At 63.3% G+C, this 18,840-nt stretch carries 15 protein-coding genes; 9 read left to right on the forward strand and 6 right to left on the reverse strand.

Annotated elements, in window-relative coordinates; translation table 11 throughout:
• Positions 1 to 69: 69 nt before the first annotated feature.
• The 4 genes from OJHNALOF_RS15000 to OJHNALOF_RS15015 form a co-directional block, all read right to left on the reverse strand.
• Complete coding sequence (locus OJHNALOF_RS15000; protein ID WP_165662510.1) at positions 70 to 1,314, reverse strand: DUF3422 family protein; 1,245 nt, start codon at positions 1,312 to 1,314, stop codon at positions 70 to 72.
• Positions 1,315 to 1,644: 330 nt separating this feature from the next.
• The gene (locus OJHNALOF_RS15005; protein ID WP_165662511.1) at positions 1,645 to 3,090 is read right to left on the reverse strand and encodes an FAD-dependent oxidoreductase; all 1,446 of its coding nucleotides are present in this window, start codon (positions 3,088 to 3,090) and stop codon (positions 1,645 to 1,647) included.
• Positions 3,091 to 3,168: 78 nt separating this feature from the next.
• Positions 3,169 to 6,606: a transcription-repair coupling factor gene (mfd, locus tag OJHNALOF_RS15010; RefSeq protein WP_165662512.1), complete on the reverse strand. Its 3,438-nt coding sequence runs from the start codon at positions 6,604 to 6,606 to the stop codon at positions 3,169 to 3,171.
• Positions 6,603 to 7,175, reverse strand: coding sequence for a PilZ domain-containing protein (locus OJHNALOF_RS15015; RefSeq protein ID WP_165662513.1), 573 nt, complete (start codon positions 7,173 to 7,175; stop codon positions 6,603 to 6,605). Before OJHNALOF_RS15015 ends, mfd begins: the two co-directional genes overlap by 4 nt.
• A 92-nt stretch (positions 7,176 to 7,267) precedes the next feature.
• Between OJHNALOF_RS15015 and OJHNALOF_RS15020 the strand changes: the two genes are divergently transcribed.
• From OJHNALOF_RS15020 to lolE, 3 genes are read left to right on the forward strand one after another with little or no spacing between them, the layout of a single operon-like run.
• A complete protein-coding gene (locus OJHNALOF_RS15020) occupies positions 7,268 to 8,479 on the forward strand; it encodes a lipoprotein-releasing ABC transporter permease subunit (RefSeq protein ID WP_165662514.1) in 1,212 nt (403 codons plus the stop codon).
• Positions 8,472 to 9,152 (forward strand): lipoprotein-releasing ABC transporter ATP-binding protein LolD, encoded by a 681-nt coding sequence (gene lolD, locus OJHNALOF_RS15025; protein ID WP_094199182.1) that lies wholly within the window; start codon positions 8,472 to 8,474, stop codon positions 9,150 to 9,152. Before OJHNALOF_RS15020 ends, lolD begins: the two co-directional genes overlap by 8 nt.
• A complete protein-coding gene (lolE, locus tag OJHNALOF_RS15030; protein WP_165662515.1) occupies positions 9,152 to 10,393 on the forward strand; it encodes a lipoprotein-releasing ABC transporter permease subunit LolE in 1,242 nt (413 codons plus the stop codon). Before lolD ends, lolE begins: the two co-directional genes overlap by 1 nt.
• A gap of 320 nt (positions 10,394 to 10,713) precedes the next feature.
• Here lolE and OJHNALOF_RS15035 read toward each other — a convergent pair whose 3' ends face one another.
• Positions 10,714 to 11,223, reverse strand: coding sequence for a DUF2062 domain-containing protein (locus OJHNALOF_RS15035; protein WP_240919745.1), 510 nt, complete (start codon positions 11,221 to 11,223; stop codon positions 10,714 to 10,716).
• Positions 11,223 to 11,735 (reverse strand): DUF2062 domain-containing protein, encoded by a 513-nt coding sequence (locus OJHNALOF_RS15040; RefSeq protein WP_094199184.1) that lies wholly within the window; start codon positions 11,733 to 11,735, stop codon positions 11,223 to 11,225. The genes OJHNALOF_RS15035 and OJHNALOF_RS15040 overlap by 1 nt, the downstream gene beginning before the upstream one ends.
• Positions 11,736 to 11,762: 27 nt before the next feature.
• On the opposite strand from OJHNALOF_RS15040, the gene OJHNALOF_RS15045 reads away from it, so the two are divergent.
• The 6 genes from OJHNALOF_RS15045 (at position 11,763) to fbp (ending at position 18,764) form a co-directional block, all read left to right on the forward strand.
• Positions 11,763 to 13,967 (forward strand): DNA internalization-related competence protein ComEC/Rec2, encoded by a 2,205-nt coding sequence (locus tag OJHNALOF_RS15045; protein WP_165662516.1) that lies wholly within the window; start codon positions 11,763 to 11,765, stop codon positions 13,965 to 13,967.
• A 27-nt stretch (positions 13,968 to 13,994) separates the two neighbouring features.
• Positions 13,995 to 15,746 (forward strand): lipid A ABC transporter ATP-binding protein/permease MsbA, encoded by a 1,752-nt coding sequence (msbA, locus tag OJHNALOF_RS15050; protein ID WP_165662517.1) that lies wholly within the window; start codon positions 13,995 to 13,997, stop codon positions 15,744 to 15,746.
• Positions 15,746 to 16,708: a tetraacyldisaccharide 4'-kinase gene (gene lpxK / locus OJHNALOF_RS15055; protein ID WP_206063722.1), complete on the forward strand. Its 963-nt coding sequence runs from the start codon at positions 15,746 to 15,748 to the stop codon at positions 16,706 to 16,708. Before msbA ends, lpxK begins: the two co-directional genes overlap by 1 nt.
• Entirely contained in the window at positions 16,698 to 16,886 is a 189-nt protein-coding gene (locus tag OJHNALOF_RS15060; protein WP_094199188.1) for a Trm112 family protein, read from the forward strand. Before lpxK ends, OJHNALOF_RS15060 begins: the two co-directional genes overlap by 11 nt.
• Entirely contained in the window at positions 16,883 to 17,632 is a 750-nt protein-coding gene (gene kdsB / locus OJHNALOF_RS15065) for a 3-deoxy-manno-octulosonate cytidylyltransferase (protein WP_094199189.1), read from the forward strand. The genes OJHNALOF_RS15060 and kdsB overlap by 4 nt, the downstream gene beginning before the upstream one ends.
• Before the next feature lie 115 nt (positions 17,633 to 17,747).
• Entirely contained in the window at positions 17,748 to 18,764 is a 1,017-nt protein-coding gene (fbp, locus tag OJHNALOF_RS15070; protein ID WP_094199190.1) for a class 1 fructose-bisphosphatase, read from the forward strand.
• The last annotated feature ends 76 nt before the right edge of the window (positions 18,765 to 18,840 follow it).

An 18,840-nucleotide genomic window follows, 5' to 3' on the forward strand; every position in this document is an offset into this window, starting at 1 on the left:
GTTACGGTGCCCGACGATTTTGCACGGATTGTCAGACACCTTGCTGTGCTTCAGGTTACGGCGTGGTAATCAGTCTTCCCCCACGCCACGCAGCAGGCGGCGTATATAGAGCCAGAGCAGCAGGGCGATAAAGGGCACCGAGATGCTTAACCCTGCTTCCATCAGGTGGCGGTATTCTTCGTTTTCCACCAGGTTGCGCAGGGTGCGGTCGAGCAGGTCAAAGGCGTAGTAGGTCACCACGATAATGGAGAAGCTTTCCAGTTTGGCCTGAAGCCGCAGTTGTTCACCGGCGCGTTTGCTCAGGCTGCTGAGCATGTCGCGGTTTTGCTGCTCCACCGACAGATCCACCTGGGAGCGCACCAATTGAGTGGTGCGGGCCAGCCGGCGGGAAAGCTGCTCAATGCGCTGGCCGGCGGCGCGGCAGGTGCGGGTGGCCGGGTCGAGCCGCCTGTCCATAAACTGCTCCACGGTCTGGCGGCCTTCTATGCGGGTTTCCCGCAGCTCGGCAATGCGCTTGTTGACCAGGGTAAAGTAGGCCTCCGCCGCCGAGAAACGGTTGGAGGTCTGGGCCGAGAGCGCTTCCAGCCGCTCGGCCAGATCCATGAGCTGGTGCAGCAGTTTTGAAGGCTCTTCCGTTGCCACTCGGGTAGAGAGCTCCACCAGCTCGTTTTCCAGCTGGTTGATCACCGGCACCACCTTGTTGGCCAGAGGCAGGGCCAGCAGGGCAATATGGCGGTAGGTTTCTATTTCGTAAATGCGTTGCAGCAGGCGGCCGGCCTGGCGCAGTTGCAGGCCCCGGTCTTCCACCAGCACCCGCACCAGGCCGCTGTCTTCCCGTGGGTAGAAGTCGGTCCAGATCTGGCCCACCTTCGACATCACCAGCGAGCTGTTGACCTGGTGCTCGCCAAAATGCTGTTCCAGCCAGGCCTGCTCGTTTGCCTCGCTTTGGTGATCGCGAAACAGAATTTCGGCGCCACACAAAAAGCTGCCCGGCGCGGAATCCAGCCAGTCTTGCGGCAGTTGCGGCAGCTCCAGCCGGTTAAGGGCGGTCAGGGTAAGGGTATAGAACTCGTGGTGGGCCTCAAAACGCAGGGTCAGCTGGTCGTTCTCGCCCTGCCAGAAGCGCGATTTGCCGGTGGTTTCCCGCAGTTGCAGCAGGTCGCTCAGCCGGGCCACGCTGGCTTTTATTTCGCTCAGCGGAACGTCATCGTAGGTAACCGCAATATGGCGCATGCCCAGCGGGCCCTGCAGTTCCTGAAAGGGCCGGGCGTGCACCTCGGCAATAATTTGCTCCCGCAACGGGTGACTGCGCATTGATACTCCTTTTCGTGCTGTCAGTCAGGGGCGGGTAATTTAGCAGATTTTGTGACGGGGCTCTTGTTTTTTGGGCGGAAGGAGGCGGCGCTGTAATGTCGGAACTCGCTGCGCTCATTCCAACCTACGTTCTGCCCTGGGCTCCCGCCATTGCGGGAGCGACGATTGAAGGGGTGGGTAAGCAGGGGTAGGTTGCCGATGAGCGAAGCGAATCGCAACACGCAGGAGGCGGTGGAATGTTGGAATTCGCTGCGCTCATTCCAGCCTACGTTCTGCCCTGGGCTCCCGCCTTCGCGGGAGTGACGGAGAAAAGGCGGGAGCGACGGTGGGTTACCAGCCGTTTTCGGCCAGCTCTCTGGGGTAGCCGCGGGCCTCGGCAAGCCTGATGGCGATGCTTTCCACCTCGGCGGCGCTTTGTCGTTGGCTCAGCGCCAGATCCGGGCTAAGCGGGCCCTGGCTTGTGAGCCAGCCCAGCTCGGTGAGCTTGGCCACAATGCGGTCGGCGGCGGTGAGGGCGGAGCTGGCCTTCACAATTTCCACCCGGGCGTAGTGGTGTCCCTCAAAAGAGACATCGGCGGCGCGCAGTTTGGGATCGCTGCCCGGAATTTGTTGGGCGCCAAACAATGGCTTGCCGGCCGGGGTGGCGCGGGCAAAATCCGGCAGCAGCCGGGCCAAGTGATCGATGGCGCGCCGAGTGCGGGCCTCGGTGTCGTTCAGGCTCCAGCCATTATCCAGCTGGTGGCGATAGGCGTCGGGCAGGCGCGGCTGGGCACTGTGCTCGGGGCTGGCCACCAGGCCGTTTTTGAACAGGGTGATGCTGTCGGTCATGCCGTGCAGCTGAAACAGGCCACCGGGGTAGGGGGTGAGCTGGGCCATGCCCTGGGGGGTGCCGCGCTCGCCGTGAAAAATCACCTCGGGCCAGTCGGCGGCGCCGGGCCAGCGAGCCAGGTAGGCGGCCTTGTATTCCACCAACCGCTCGCGCCGGTAGCCGGCCATGTCGTCCACCAGGCCGGTGCGAAAGCCGCAGGCGTTCACCAGAAAGTCCACTTCATCCACCCGCTCGCCGCCGGGGCCCACGCTCTGCACGTGCCAGCTGCATTCGTGCTGCTCAAGGCGAGTGGCCCGCGTGTTCAGGCGCAGGTCGCACAGGGGCGATTCGCTTAAGGCCAGGGTAGCGGTGGCGGCCATGCGAAACAGGCTCCAGCCGTATTCCTGCACCAGGATCAGCGGAAACTTGAGCTGGCTGGCATCCAGCTGCCGTGCCAGCGGAATCATCCAGTCGTCGTGAGTCTGTGCCCGATCCGGCAGCGGCCGGCTGGCCAGGGCTTCGAACTCTTCCCGGTGATAACAGCGGTAGTAATCGTCCGGCTCGCCCAGCACGCGGTTGGCGGGATCTTCGTTCACCAGCAATTGATATTCCCGTGTCACCTGGCGCAGCCGGGGCAGCAGGGCCTCGGGATCACCCGCATCGGTCACCGGCACCGCAATCACGGTCGGGCGGCGGTTAATGCTGTGGGGGTAGGCCCGCACCGAGGCAATGGACTGGCGCAGCAGGGTCAGGCACTGCTCGTCGCTGATTTCCCGGTAGAGGTTGCCTCCGGCATGCAGGTGGCAGATGGGGGGGCCGTTTACCAGGCCGGTGCCGCTTTCCAGCAGCAGGGTGTGAATGCCCATGTCGGTCAGTCGCAGTGCTACTGTGGCGCCGGCAATGCCGCCTCCCAGAATGCCAACCCTCAGCGGGCGCTGGGCAAAAGCGGCGCAAGATGTTGTATTCATTACGTCTCGGTCAGGATGATGGTTTGGCGCCGGCGTGGCCGGCGCTGTTATGTTGAGTCCCGTCCGTGGGAGCGCGCATCAGGCCTGATGCGCGGCAAATTCATTGAGCATGTCGCCCACCAGGGCCAGCCGGGCCTTGGCATCATGGCTTGGAATGGCAAAGCGCAGTTTGCTCGGCCCCTCCATTTTGTAGATGCGAGGCTGGCTTTGCAACAGGCCTACCAGATAGCCGGGGTCGACCCTGGCGTCCTGGCCAAAGCTGATGGTGCCCCCTTGAGGGCCGGCGTCAATTTTCTCAATGCCAAGGCCGCTGGCCTTTGCCTTGAGGGCGGAGAGGGCAATCAGATTCTTGCCCGGCTCGGGCAGCAGGCCAAAGCGGTCTATCAGCTCCACCTGCAGCTCGCGCAGGGCAGCGTCGTGTTCGGCGGCGGCAATGCGCTTGTACATGGAAAGACGCATGTTCACGTCGGGAATGTAGTCGTCCGGCAGCAGGGCGGGCAGGCGCAGTTCAATTTCGGTCTGGCTGCCCAGCAGCTGATCCAGCGCCGGCTCCTTGCCCGACTGCAGCGCCTTCACCGCCTGCTCCAGCATCTCCATGTAAAGGCTGAAGCCAATGGCGGTGATCTGGCCGCTTTGCTCGTCGCCCAGCAGCTCGCCGGCGCCACGAATTTCCAGGTCATGGGTGGCCAGGGCAAAACCGGCGCCCAGATCTTCCAGCGCGGCAATGGCCTCGAGCCGCTTTTTGGCGTCCGTGGTCATGCGCTTGGGGTGGGGGGTGAGCAAATAGGCATAGGCCTGGTGGTGGGAGCGTCCCACCCGGCCGCGCAGTTGGTGCAGCTGGGCCAGGCCCAGCTTGTCGGCCCGGTCCATGATAATGGTGTTGGCGCTGGGCACGTCGATGCCGGTTTCAATAATGGTGGAGCACAGCAGCACGTTAAAGCGCTGGTGGTAGAAGTCCGACATCACCTTTTCCAGCTCGCGCTCGCGCATCTGGCCGTGGGCGATGCCAATGCGGGCCTCGGGCACCAGGGTGCGCAGGGCGTCCAGGCTGTTTTCGATGGTCTGCACCTCGTTGTGCAGGTAATAGACCTGACCACCCCGCTTGAGCTCCCGCAAAATGGCCTCGCGGATCACGGTGGCGTCCGACTCGCGCACAAAGGTCTTTACCGCCAGCCGTTTGGCCGGCGGGGTGGCGATAATGGACAAGTCGCGCATGCCGCCCATGGCCATGTTCAGGGTGCGGGGAATGGGGGTGGCGGTGAGCGTTAAAATGTCCACGTCGGCGCGCAGGGCCTTGATCTTGTCTTTCTGGCGCACGCCAAAGCGGTGCTCTTCGTCCACGATCAGCAGGCCGAGGTCTTTAAAGCGCACGTCCTGGCTCAGCAGCTTGTGGGTGCCAATGACAATGTCGATGCTGCCGTCCGCCATTCCTTCCAGGGCCTTGTCTTGCTCCTTGCCGGTCTTGAAGCGGCTGATAAGCTCCACCTTGACCGGCCAGTTGGCAAAGCGGTCGCGAAAGTTGTCGTAATGCTGTTGCGCCAGCAGGGTGGTGGGCACCAGCACCGACACCTGCTTGCCGCCGTGCACCGCCACAAAGGCGGCGCGCATGGCCACTTCGGTCTTGCCAAAGCCCACGTCGCCGCACACCAGCCGGTCCATGGCCTTGGGTTGGGTCATGTCGGTGAGCACGGCATTAATGGCTTTGAGTTGATCGTCGGTTTCCTCAAAGGGAAAGGCGTCGCAGAACTGGCGGTAGGCGCTTTTGTCGTGGGCAATGGCCTGGCCCGGTTTGGCGGCCCGCCGGGCGTACACATCGAGCAGCTCGGCAGCCACGTCGCGCACCTTTTCGGCGGCCTTGCGCTTGGCCTTGGCCCAGGCGTCGTTACCCAGACGGTTCAGGGTGGGGTCGTCGGCGCCACTATAGCGGCCCACCAGGTGCAGGGCGGTGACCGGCACATAGAGCTTGTCGCCGCCGGCATATTCCAGGGTCAGGTATTCCGACTTCATGCCGCCGGCGTTCAAGGTCTGCAGGCCCATATAGCGGCCCACGCCGTGATCCAGGTGCACCACCGGCTGGCCGATGGAGAGCTCCGCCAGGTTGCGGATCAGGGTGTCCGGGCTCAGGCTGGCGGATTTTTCCCGCCGCCGGCGCTGAATGACCCGGCCGCCGAGCAGATCGCCCTCGCAGATCAGCGCAAATTCCTCATTCAGCACAAAGCCCTGGGCCAGCGGCCCCACCACCAGGCCAATCTTTTCTTTACCGCGGGCAAAGTCGTTCAGGCTGTCGACCGGCGTGAACTTCAGCGGTGAGCCCGCCAGCAGTTCGGTCAGGGCCTCACGGCGACCGGCGCTTTCCACCGAGAACAGAACGCGCCCGGCAAACTGCTGGCAAAAGCCAAGCAGTCGCGCCAGGGGCTCGGTTTTCTGGTGCTCTACCTCCAGCTCGGGCAGCACCCGCACCGGCGCATTGACCCGATCGCCTTTTTCCAGCACCGGCTCCTGGCTCAGTTGCAGCCGGGGCCAGCGATTGAGCTGGTGCATCAGGGCATCGGGCTTTAAATAGAGCTCGTCGGGGGCCAGCAGCGGCCGCAGCAGATCGTGGCGGCGGTCTTCATAACGCTCGTTTACATCCCGCCAGAAATCCTGGGCGGCCGGCTCCATGTCGCCCACCGCCAGCACCTGCATGGTCTCGGGCAGGGCGTCGAACAGGGTCTGGGTCTGTTCAAAAAACAGCGGGAAATAATATTCAATGCCCGGCGGCAGCTGGCCCTGGCTCACGCGGTGATAAAGCGACTCCGGCTCGTTGCGCAGGGCAAAGCGCTCTCTATACTGGCCGCGAAAGCGCTCAATGGCGGCGCTGTCGGTGGGGAACTCCCGGGCCGGCAGCAGCCGCACTTCCTGCACCTTGTCGCGGGAGCGCTGGGTGTCGGGATCAAAGGGGCGCAGAGTGTCGATTTCATCATCAAAAAAGTCGATGCGCACCGGCTCCTCGGCGCCCATGGGGAACAGGTCGAGCAGGGCGCCGCGGGCGGCGAATTCACCGTGCTCCAGCACCTGCTCCACGGCGCGGTAGCCGGCCTGCTCCAGGCGCTGGCGCAAATGATGCAAATCGAGCCGGTCGCCCACCTTCAGCAGCAGGCTGTTCTGCTCCAGCCAGTCTCGCGGCGGGGTGCGCAGCATCAGGGTGGTGACCGGCACAATCAGCAGGCCCCGGCTCAACGCCGGCAGGCCGTAGAGGGTTTCCAGCCGCTGAGAGATAATGTCCTGGTGCGGCGAGAACTGATCAAAGGGCAGGGTTTCCCAGTCGGGCAGCAGCTGCACCGGCAGGCTGGCATCGTTCAGCAGGTGGCGTACTTCCTGCTCCAGGCGCAGGGCGGTGGGGGTGTCGGGCACCACCAGCAACACGCGCTGGGATTGCCGTTTAACCTGGCCGGCAATGGCCAGGGCCAGGCTACTGCCGATCAGGCCGCCCAGGCTGGCCCTGGGCTTGGGAGTGGGGCTGGAAATGTCAATCATGAGGCGGGCTTGTCGTTCTGTTGGGCGCGCTGCTCGGCGCGGGCTTTAAGTTGTTTGGCCTGTTGTTGCAGGCTGGCGCGGATCAGGGCGTCTCTGTCCTGCTCGCGGATCACGGTAAAGTCGCAGCGATAGTGGCCGCGCTGTTCCTCCGCATGCACCTCGCCGTAGGCATACACCGCCACCGAGTGTTCGGGCAGGAACAGTTTTACCCGCACCGTCTGGCCGTCGGTCATGGGGTGTCGCGATTCAAACCGAAAGCCACCGCCGCCGAGGGTGAGGGTGCGGTAGCGGCAGTCCGGGTCATCCTGGCCTGCCAGCACATGGCTCAGCACCAGATCGATTTTGCGGGACTGCTGGTTGATGATCTCCACCAGCTCGCTGGCGTGTTCGTCGAGGTTGCGTAGCAGCCGTGCCTGGTTGGTGTCGATGCGGGTGACTTCGCTGATCAGCCGAAACGGTGCCGGAATGTCGGCCTCGAGATCGACCACCTCGGGCACGGTGTCGCCCTGCTGTAGAGGGATCAGGTTCACCTGGGCACTGTATTCCACGCTGAAATAAGGGTTCGCCATGCTTCGCTGCTCTTGTTGCGCCTGTCACAAGCCTTTATTATTCCGCAACTTGCGGGTGACGTAAAACCCTTTGAAAAACGGATGATTATGCCATGTTTCAACCCCTGACGCTGATGCTGGGCCTGCGCTATGCCGGGGCCCGGGGGCGGCGCAGCTTTGCCTCCTTTGTTTCCGGCTTTTCCACCATCGGCATTTTGCTGGGGGTGGCGGCGCTGATGCTGGTGTCCTCGGTGATGAACGGCTTTGAGCAGCAGCTGAAAAGCAACCTGCTGGGGGTCATTCCCCACGCCCTGGTGACCAATGATGCCCGCCGCCTGAACGATCCCGAGTCGCAGGCGGCGCGCTTTGCCGCCGTGCCCGAAGTGGTGGCGACCAGTCCCTTTATCAGCGCCGAAGCCATGGTGCAGGGGCCGGGGGCGCTGACCGGCGCCGAGCTTTATGGGGTGGATCCCGCCAACGAGGCGGATCGCCTGTTGGGCGCGCTGGACAAGCAGACGCTCGGCTATTTTCGTGATTTGCCCTACAGCCTGGTGCTGGGGGCGGGGCTGGCCCGGGAGCTGAAAGTAGGCCCCGGCGACAAGGTGCGGGTCACGGTGACCGAGGGCAGTCGCTTTACCCCCCTTGGGCGCGTGCCCAGTCAGCGGTTGTTTACCGTGGTGGGCACCTTTGTCACCGGGCACGACGTGGATCGCCAGGTGGCCCTGGCCCGCATCGAAGACGCCGGCCGGCTGCTGCGTTACCAGCCTGAGCAGGCCTCGGGGCTCAGACTGTGGCTGAACGATCCCTTTGAGCTGGCCGCGTTGCCAGCGCTTGATGGCACGCTTAAATATGAAACCTGGCAGCACAGCCGGGGCGAGCTGTTTCAGGCGGTGGCCATGGAAAAACGGCTGATGAGCCTGATGCTGGCGCTGATCATTCTGGTGGCGGCCTTTAACATTCTTTCCGCCATGGTGATGGTGGTGACCGACAAGGAAGCCGAAATCGCCATGCTGCAAACCCTGGGCCTGAGCCGCCAACGTGTGATGGCGGTGTTCATGATTCAGGGGGGCTTTAGCGGCGTGTTGGGCAGCCTGCTGGGCTTTGGCCTGGGGTTGCTGCTGACCCTGAATCTGGATGCGGTGCTCAATGTGCTTGGCATCAACTTCTATTCGTCCGCCGGTGGCAGCCAGCTGCCGGTGCTGCTGCTGCCTGCCCAGCTCGTCACCATTTTGTTTTCCACCCTTGCCCTGTGTGTGCTGGCCAGCCTGTATCCGGCCTGGCGGGCGTCCCGGGTGCAACCTGCCGAGGCCCTGCGCTATGAGTAATCCGTTGTTGACGGTAGAGAACCTGACCAAAACCCATCGTGACGGCGAGCGCTCGGTCAGCATATTGCACGGGGTGAGCCTGGCGCTGAACGCCGGGGAAAGCCTGGCGGTGGTGGGCAGCTCGGGCTCGGGCAAGAGCACCCTGCTGCACCTGCTGGGCAGCCTTGATTCGCCCACCACTGGCCGAGTGCTGGTGGAAGGGGAAGACCTGCATCAGTTGCCGGCGCGGGCCCAGGCCCGTTTTCGCAATCAGAAGCTGGGCTTCGTGTACCAGTTTCACCATCTGCTGGGGGAGTTCAGCGCCCTGGAAAATGCCGCCATGCCGCTGCTGATTGCCGGTTGTCCGGTGGCCGAGGCCAAGGCTCGGGCCGAACAGCTGCTGGGCCGAGTGGGGCTGGCGCACCGGCTTGAGCACAGACCCGGTCAGCTCTCCGGCGGCGAGCGCCAGCGGGTGGCCATTGCCCGGGCCCTGGTGAACAACCCTCGGCTGGTGCTGGCCGATGAGCCCACCGGCAACCTGGATGCCCACAGCGCGGCGGATGTGTTTGAACTGCTGGCGGAGCTGCAGAGCGAGCTGGGCACCGGCCTGGTGGTGGTCACCCATGATCTGGCGCTGGCCGGGCGGCTGAATCGGCAGACCCGGCTGGTGGATGGCCACCTGGAGGAGCAGTGATGTTTCGGCCGTTACCGGTTTACCTGGGCTGGCGTTTTAGCCGGGCGCGGCGGCGCAACCGCTTTATTTCCTTTATTTCGGTGGCGTCCATTCTTGGCATTGCCATTGGCGTGAGCGCGCTGATCCTGGGGCTGTCGGCCATGAACGGCTTTCAGCGTGAGCTGGAAAGCCGCATTCTGTCGGTGTTGCCCCATGGCCAGCTGTATGCCGCCGATGGCCCACTGACCGGCTGGCAAGGCATGCAGTCCAGCCTTGAAGCCGCCCCCGGTGTGCAGGCAGTGGCACCCTTTGTGCCGCTGGAAGGCCTGTTGAGCCGGGGCTCTACCCTAAAGGCGGTGCAGCTGCAGGGCGTGGATCCCGAGCGGGAGATGCGCATTTCGGCGCTGGGGCCCTATCTGGACGGCGGCAACCTGGACGCACTCAAACCCGGCGAACGGGGCATTATTCTGGGGCAGGCCATAGCCGACAAGCTCAGCCTGCAGGTGGGGGATACGGTGTCACTGCTGTTGCCGTCGCCCGGCGAGCAGGGCTTTGGTTCGCCCCGCCGTCATGCCTTTACCCTGGTGGGAGTGTTGCGCCTGGGCGGCCAGCTCGACACCGTGCTGGGTTACACCCACATTCGGGACGCCCAGGAGCTGCGCGAGCTGGACGACAGGGTCAGTGGCTTTCATTTAAAGGTCGATGACGTGCTGCGTGCCGACCGCATCAGCTTTGATGCGGCCATGCCGTTGCCGGCGGGCTTTTACGTGAACAGCTGGATGAACAGTCAGGGCAATATCTACCGGGACATTCAGCTGGTGCGCACCCTGATGATAGTGGTGCTGCTGCTGGTGATGGCGGTGGCCAGCTTTAATATCGTCTCTACCCTGGTGATGGCGGTGAACGAGAAGAAGGGTGACATCGCTATTCTCAAGACCATGGGGGCCGGCCCCTGGCAGATCCGTGGCGCCTTTGTGGTGCAGGGCATGCTGAACGGCGTGGTGGGCGTGTTGGCGGGCGGCCTGCTTGGCGCGCTGCTGGCCAACCGGCTGTCGGGGCTGGTGGCAGGCTTTGAGCGCCTCACCGGCCACCGCGTGCTCAATCCCGAGGTGTATTTTATCGACTTTATTCCCACCGAGTTCCACTGGGCGGATCTCTGGCTGGTGACCGGCTCGGCCCTGGTGCTGATCTTTATCGCCACCCTTTACCCCGCCTGGCGCGCAGGACGACTGCTGCCCCGCCAACTGCTGGGTGAGGCGTAACACATAGGACGTAGGTTGGAATGAGCGGAGCGAATTCCAACATGCCGCAGCCGCCTTTGTGTTGGGATTCGCTGCGCTCATCGCCAACCTAAGGCACTCCAGAGCTCCGTTCACGGCTCTCGCCGTTATCTCGCTCCCACGCTTCGGCGTGGGAGTGTATACCTGAGCAGAAAGGTTCAGATCAGATAGGCATTCCCACGCAGCATGGGAACGAGTGGCTCTTGGGCAACATGAAGCCCGGGCAGCTCGTCTGCATTAGCGCCAAAGACATCTGCGTCATCCAAAGCAGCACCTATGCACTGACCTTTTACTCCAACACCTCACGGCTCGCGCCGCTGATGACGCCTTAGCCACGCCAGTTGTACCTTCCAGCGCCAGCCCAGCCGGGTGATCACCCAGCCCAGGGCGGCGGACGCCAGGGCCAGCAGCAGGCATCCGGTGAACAGCGGCAGGGCCACGGCCAGGGCTTCCTGCTCCAGCGACAGGGCGTCGGAAAGCTCCACATCGGGCTGGCCCAGCAACTGCAGGCCGAGCCGGTAGGCAAAATAAAACATGGGGGCAATGGTGAGCGGGTTGTTGACCCACACCATGGCAATGGCCAGTGGCAGGTAGCCACGCATCAGCAGGGCCAGGGCAATGGCCACCAGGGTATGCATGGGCAGCGGCAGCCAGGCGGCAAAGAGGCCGGCGGCCACCGCCACGGCGGCGGAATGGCGGTTACAGAACCAGTAGTCGGGGTCGAGCAGGCGCTCGCCAAACAGTCGCAGCATTCGATGCTGGCGCAGGGTCTCCTGACTGGGCATTTTGCCCCGAACCCATTGGCGCAGCATCAGCGCCCCTGACGCCGTCGTTTCCACTGGCGCGATACCGACCAGCGCCACAGCGCGTGGATCAGCATATAGCCAATGGCCGAACTCACCAGTCCCAGCACCAGGCTGCCCACCAGAAAAGGGGGACCGGCGGTGGTCATGGCATCGGCCAGCCAGCTCAGGCTGACTTCAAAATGTTCGTAATGGGGCGGCCGGTTGAGCAGGAAGGAGCCCAGCCGGTAGGCGAAATAAAACATGGGGGGCATGGTCAGCGGGTTGGTAAACCACACCAGCACCGCCGACAGCGGCAGGTTCACTCTGAACAGCATGGCACCGCCGGCGGCCACCACCATCTGAAAGGGAATGGGCAGCCAGGCACAAAACAGGCCCACCGCAAAGGCGCCGGCGGCCGAATGGCGGTTCAGGTGCCAGAGGTTGGTGTCGTGCAGCCGGTTGCCAAACAGGCTCAGGTATTTGTGGTTTCTGATGGCCCCGTGTTCGGGCATCAGGCGTTTCAGGATCTTTCTTGGCATCTGCTCCAGGTCCGCAATACTTACCGGATGGACAAGCGGCTGTTCTTCTTCTGCGCCGGTGTCTCCAGCACCCTGTTGTGGCCCTGGTTACCGGCCCGGGATGCGTGGTTACCGCTGGCGATAATCGGTGTTATCTGCTGGCACTCCCGACCCGCACTGGCCGGCTGGTTGCTGGGATTTGTCTGGGTATTGTGTGTCAGTCACTGGCAGTTGGCCTGGCTTCAGTTACCTGGGGTGGGCGAACGCAGTCAGATCATCATGGGCAGTGTAGTCGAGGTTCAGCCCCGGCACGACGGCACCAGCCGGCTGATTGTCGGCCTGACCCACCTCGATGGTCAAGCACTTTTGCCCGCGCCGCGGGTATTGCTGAGCTGGTACGGCAGTGCGCCGGCACCGTCCCGGGGCGACGGTTTGAGTGCCGTCACCCATCTGTATGTGCCCCATGCCCTGTCCAATCCGGGCAGTTTCAATAGTGCCCGCTGGCTGTTGGGGCAGGGCATTACCGCGCGGGGTTATCTTACCGGCACCCTCACTCACCAGCCGGCCGCCATCGGTGCCCGGGATCGCCTGCTGGCCCGTTTTGACAAGGCCACTCAGGGGCTGTCGGCCCGGCCCTGGCTGCGAGCCCTGAGCTTTGGCGAGCGTGGTGAGCTACGCCCGAGCGACTGGAACATGCTGCGGGACCTTGGGGTCAGCCATTTGTTTGCCATTTCCGGGCTACACATTGGTCTGGTGGCGGGGTTGGGCTGGTTGGCCGCGCGTTGGTGCGGCCATACCACCGCCGGCCTGCTGGTCGCCCTGATGCTGGCCACGGGCTATGCCTGGCTGGCCGGGTTTGGCGTGGCCACCCAGCGGGCCCTGCTGATGCTGGTGATCTGGCTGGGATTGATGGCCTGGGGGCGATTGTGGAGTGGCCGGCGCATTTTGTTGCTGACCATGACCCTGTTGTTGCTGGTGAACCCCTGGCTGGCCCTGAATCAGGGCTTCTGGTTGTCGGCGGGGGCGGTGGCGGCCCTGTTGTTGTTGGCGGCGGGCCTGCGCCGCCAAGGGTTATTCCGGCTGCAAATCGGGCTGGGACTGGTGTTGCTGCCCCTGGTGATGGGACTGTTTGGCGGCCTGAGCTGGCTGTCGGTGCCGGTGAACGTGGTGCTGATTCCGCTGTTTTCACTGCTGTTGATTCCGCTGTTATTGCTGGGCTGTGGCCTGCTGTTATTGAGTCCTGTGGTGGCGGCGCCGGTATTCGGCGTGCTGAACGGGCTCTTTGGGCCGCTGATGGGCGGGTTGCACTGGCTGGCCGCCCAGGCGTCGCCCTGGATGGTGCTGCCGGCCTTTGCTCAGGCCGTGGTGTGGCTGGCGTTGTTGCTGCCCCTGCTGGCGTTGCTGCCTCAAGCCCGTTCCCTCGGGCTGGCCCTGGGCTGGCTGGCGCTGTTGTGGCTCTGGCCCGGGCCGGCCTGGCAGGTGCGGGTACTGGATGTGGGGCAGGGGTTGTCGGTGCTGGTGACCCAGGGCCAGCGGGCGTTGTTGTATGACACCGGCAACCGTTTTCGCTCGGGGTTCAACATGGCGGACGGGGTGATTTTGCCGTTGTTTCACCGGCTGGGCATCGATGCGCTGGACTACCTGGTGATCAGCCATGACGACAGTGATCACAGCGCCAACCGCGATTACCTGGCCACACAAATGCCGGTGCGCCACCGCTGGGGAGCCTGGCCCCGGGGCATGCCCTGCCGGGCCGGCCAACAGCGGCAGTGGGGCCGGCTCACCCTGCGCATGCTGTGGCCGGTCACGCCGGGCGGGCACCGCAATAACGACTCCTGCGTGCTGCATATTTCCGACGGCGTGCTGTCGGTGCTGCTCACCGGCGATATTGAACAGGCCGCCGAGCACGGCTTGCTGGCCCGCCGTGTGCCGCTCAAGGCTCAACTGTTGCTGAGCCCTCATCACGGCAGCCGCAGCTCGTCGCACCAGGGGTTTATTACGGCGGTGGCGCCGGACTGGGTGGTGCATACCGCCGGTTTCGCCAATCGCTGGGGCTTTCCGGCCCCGGAGGTGGTGGCCCGCTATCGGCAGGCGGGCGTGACCCAAGTGGTGACCGGCGAACAGGGGCTGATCCACCTGGTTGCAAATGGGCCCAGCTGGCGGCGAGTGGGCCATGACCGGCCCGGTCCCTGGTATCATCGGCTGGCCGCCTGGCGTGAAACTGGCGGGATCCAACCCAAGCCGTTAGAATAGCGCCTCGTTTTTTACGGCAGAGACCTTATGTCCCAAGACGCACACTCCTCATCCTGGCCGGTGCTCAAGCGCCTGCTGGCCTATGTAAAGGAGCGCAAGCTCGGCCTGGTGGCGGCCATTATCGGCATGGCCGGCTATGCCGCCGTCGATACCACCTTTGTCTATTCCATCAAGCCGCTGATCGACGATGGCCTGACCGGTGACAATCCGGCGGTGCTCAAGTGGATGCCGTTTTTCGTGATTGGCATCGTATTCCTGCGTGGCCTCTGTACCTTTCTCTCGGGATACTGCATGGCCTGGGTGGGCAACCATGTGGTGATGTCCCTGCAGCAGCAGGTGTTCGACAAGCTGATGGCCATGCCGGTGGCGTTTTTTGACAAGCACAACACCGGCAACCTGCTGTCCAAGGTGACCTACGACGCTTCCCAGGTGTCGTCGGCGGCCAGCTCCACCCTGGTTACCCTGGTGCGTGAAGGCGCCACCGTTATCGGCCTGCTGGGCCTGATGTTCTATCACTCCTGGCAGCTGTCGCTGATTTTCTTTGTGGTCGGCCCCGTGGTGGGCGTCATGATAGCGGTGATCAGCCGTCGTTTTCGCCGCATCAGCAAGGGCATGCAGGCGGCCATGGGCAACATCACCAGCAGCACCGAGCAGATGCTCAAGGGCCACAAGGAAGTGCTGATGTTCAACGGCCAGCAAGTGGAAAGCGGCCGCTTCTTCAAGGTGAGCAACAAGGTACGCCAGCAGAACATGAAAATGGTGGCCGCCGATGCCGTGGGCACCCCCCTGGTGCAGGTGATCGCCTCCACCGCCCTGGCCATTCTGCTGTATGTGGCCAGCTTTGACGGCATGCAGGAGCAGTTGACCCCGGGCACCTTTACCGTGATCGTCACCTCCATGATGATGCTGATGCGTCCGCTCAAGAGCCTGACTCAGATCAACGGCCCCTATCAGCGCGGCATTGCCGCCTGCCAGAGCCTGTTTGAGCTGCTCGACAGCGACGCCGAGCCCGATAACGGCACTCGGCCACTGCAGCGGGCCCAGGGCCAAATAGAGTTCGACAAGGTCACCTTCCGTTACCCCACCAAGGAAGCGGCGGCACTCAAGGACGTCAGCTTCATCCTGGAGCCGGGCAAGACCATTGCCCTGGTGGGCCGCTCCGGCTCGGGCAAGAGCACCATTGCCAGCCTGCTCACCCGTTTCTACGACATTCATGACGGCGAAATTCGCCTCGACGGCGTCAATATTCAGGATTACAAGCTGAGTGATCTGCGTCGCCAGTTCGCCCTGGTGTCCCAGCATGTGCACCTGTTCAACGACACCATTGCCAATAACATCGCCTATGCCGCCCAGGGGCAGTACAGCCGCGAGCAAATCGAGGCGGCGGCGAAGGTGGCCTACGCCGATGAGTTCATCAGCAAGCTGGAGCAGGGGTATGACACCGTGATTGGTGAAAACGGCGCCAGCCTGTCCGGCGGCCAGCGCCAGCGCATCGCCATTGCCCGGGCGTTGCTGCGCAATGCGCCCCTGCTGATCCTGGATGAAGCCACTTCGGCGCTGGATACCGAGTCCGAGCGCCACATTCAGGCGGCGCTGGATGAGCTGCGCAAGGACAGGACCGCCCTGGTGATTGCCCACCGGCTGTCCACCATCGAAAATGCCGACGAGATCCTGGTGATCGACGAAGGCCGTATCGTGGAGCGCGGCAACCATGCCGAGCTGATGGCGCGCAATGGTGCCTACGCCCAGCTCAGAAGCATTCAGTTCGGCGACGCCTGATGCAGGCCTGGTACCGGGGGGCGACTTGGTTGTGGTTGCTGTGGCCGTTCAGCCTGTTGTTCGGGCTGGTAAGCGCCCTGCGCCGGCGGCTGTTTGCCCTTGGCATCAAGCGTGCCTGGCGGGCGCCGGTGCCGGTGATCGTGGTGGGCAACCTGACCGTGGGCGGCAACGGCAAGACCCCCATGGTGATCTGGCTGGTGGAATGGCTGCGGAAGCAGGGTTATAACCCCGGTGTGATCAGCCGGGGTTATGGCGGCAACAGTGACCACTATCCGCTGGTGCTGAGCAACACGACCAGGGCAGAGCAGGCCGGGGACGAGCCGGTGCTTATCTTCAAACGGACCGGCTGCCCCGTGGTGGTGGGGCCGAAACGGGCCGAGGCGGCGGCAACCCTTGCCGGCCTGGGGGCCGACATCATCATCAGCGACGACGGCCTGCAGCACTATGCGCTGGCCCGCGATATCGAGCTGGTGGTGGTGGACGGCAAGCGTCGCTTTGGCAATGGCAGGCTGCTGCCCATGGGGCCGCTGCGAGAAGGAAAATGGCGCCTCGCTAGCGTGGATGCGGTGATCAATAACGGCGGTCCCGGTGACGCCGGCGAATATGCCATGACCCTGGCTCCCGGCGAATTGCAGCCGGTGAGCGCAACCGGCGAGCCGCCGGCGCCGGGGACGCGGGTGCACGCCATGGCCGGCATTGGTCATCCCCCCCGTTTTTTTACCACCCTGAATGAGCAGGGTTTTATACTGGACAAACAGCTGGCGCTGGCCGACCACAAGGCGGTCAGCCCGGCGCAGCTGGCGGGGCTTGCAGATGCCCCCCTGCTGATGACCGAGAAGGACGCGGTCAAGTGGCCCGGTGGCCACGACAACGGCTGGTATTTGCCGGTAAATGCGTGCCTGCCAACCGAATTTGAACACATGCTGTCAAGCAGACTGAAGGAGCTGAATCATGGCGATTGACGCCAAACTGGTGGAAATCATTGCCTGCCCGGTGTGCAAGGGCAAGCTGCAACTGGATCGGGAGCACAACGAGCTGGTGTGTCGTTTTGACCGTCTGGCCTACCCGATCACCGAAAACATACCGGTGCTGCTGGAAAACCGCGCCCGCAAGCTGGATCTGGACGAGCTGCCGGGATGAGTTTTATCGTCGTTATTCCCGCCCGCATGCAGTCTACCCGGCTGCCGGGCAAGCCCCTGGCCGACATTCACGGCAAGCCGATGATTCGCTGGGTGGCCGAGCAGGCGCTGAAAAGCGGTGCACACAGAGTGGTGGTGGCCACCGATGATCGGCGCATTCAGGACGCCCTGGCCGAGTGCAAGGTGGAGGTGTGCCTGACCGGCACTCACCACGAGTCGGGCACCGAACGGCTGGCGGAAGTGGTGGAGCAGCTGCAACTTGCGGCCGATGACATCGTGGTTAACGTGCAGGGTGACGAGCCCTTGCTGCCGCCGGCGCTGGTGGATCAGGTGGCCGGCCTGCTGGCCGCCAGCGATGCGCCCATGGCCACCCTGGCCACGCCGCTGCAGAATGCCGAAGAGCTTACTGATCCCAATGTGGTCAAGGTGGTGCACAGCCTGCACGGTCAGGCGCTGTACTTCAGTCGGGCGGCCATTCCCTTTGACCGGGACGGTATGGGTGAAGACAAGCCCAGCCTGGATCACTGCCTGCGCCATATCGGCATCTATGCTTATCGGGCGGGCTTTATTCGCCGCTACGTCGCGCTGCCGGCGGGGCCGCTGGAGCAGCTGGAAAAGCTGGAGCAGCTCAGGGTGCTCTGGCATGGCGAGCGCATCGCCCTGGGCGTGGCCGGTGAAGTGCCCCCGGCGGGTGTTGATACCCCGGCGGATCTGGAGGCGGTACGCCGGCGGCTGGCTCGAGGCTGATTTCGTCAGCTTGCTTTGCACACTAAATTAACTGCAAAAAAAAAGTTAAACGGGTACATTGCCCCGTAAACGGGACGGCGATGCCGTCCTCACAAGGAAACGTTCGAGGAAAAGTATGATTACCCTGGGTGAATACATCGTCAAGACACAGTCCGAACACCCCAGCGCCACCGGTGAGCTGACATCGCTGCTGTCATCCATTCGTCGCGCCGCCAAAATCGTTAACCGCGAAATCAACCGGGCCGGCCTGGTCACCGACATTATCGGTGGCAGCAACGGCAGCGAAAACGTGCAGGGGGAAGTGCAGCAGAAGCTGGATGTGTTCGCCAATGACAAGTTCAAGGCGGCCCTGGAAGCCCGGGGAGAGGTGTGCGGCATTGCCTCGGAAGAGGAAGATTACTTCGTCTGCTTCGACAGCGCCAAGCGCAGCGACGCCAAATACGTGGTGCTGATGGACCCGCTCGACGGCTCCTCCAATATCGACGTGAACGTGTCCGTGGGCACCATTTTCTCCATCTACCGTCGCGTCAGCGAGCCGGGCACTCCCGTGGTTATGGAAGACTTTCTGCAGCCGGGGGTAAACCAGGTGGCCGCCGGCTACGTAGTGTACGGCTCTTCCACCATGCTGGTGTACACCACCGGTAACGGCGTGCACGGTTTCACCTATGATCCGTCCCTGGGCTCCTTCTGTCTGTCCCACGAGAACATTCGTATTCCCGAGGAAGGCAAAATCTACTCCATCAACGAGGGCAACTACATCAAGTTCCCTGAAGGGGTGAAGAAGTACCTCAAGTACTGCCAGGAGCAGGACGAAACCACCAAGCGCCCCTACACCTCGCGCTATATCGGCTCTCTGGTGTCCGACTTTCACCGCAATATGCTCAAGGGCGGCATTTACATCTACCCGTCCGGCACCAGTGCCCCCAACGGCAAGCTGCGCCTGCTGTACGAGTGCAACCCCCTGGCGTTCCTGGCCGAGCAGGCCGGCGGCAAGGCCTCTGACGGTTTTCAGCGCATCATGGAGATAAAGCCCACCGAGCTGCATCAGCGCACCCCGTACTTTGTGGGCTCCACCGCCATGGTGGAAAAGGCCGAAAGCTTTATGACCAAGTTTTCTTCCCCGGCCAAGTAATCACGGCTGAATGAAAAAAGGCGCTTCGGCGCCTTTTTTGTTTTCTTGCATTCATCACCTGGCGGTGAGCAGGCAT

This window comes from Oceanimonas sp. MB9, from assembly GCF_011319775.1.
Classification (GTDB): Bacteria; Pseudomonadota; Gammaproteobacteria; order Enterobacterales; family Aeromonadaceae; genus Oceanimonas; species Oceanimonas doudoroffii.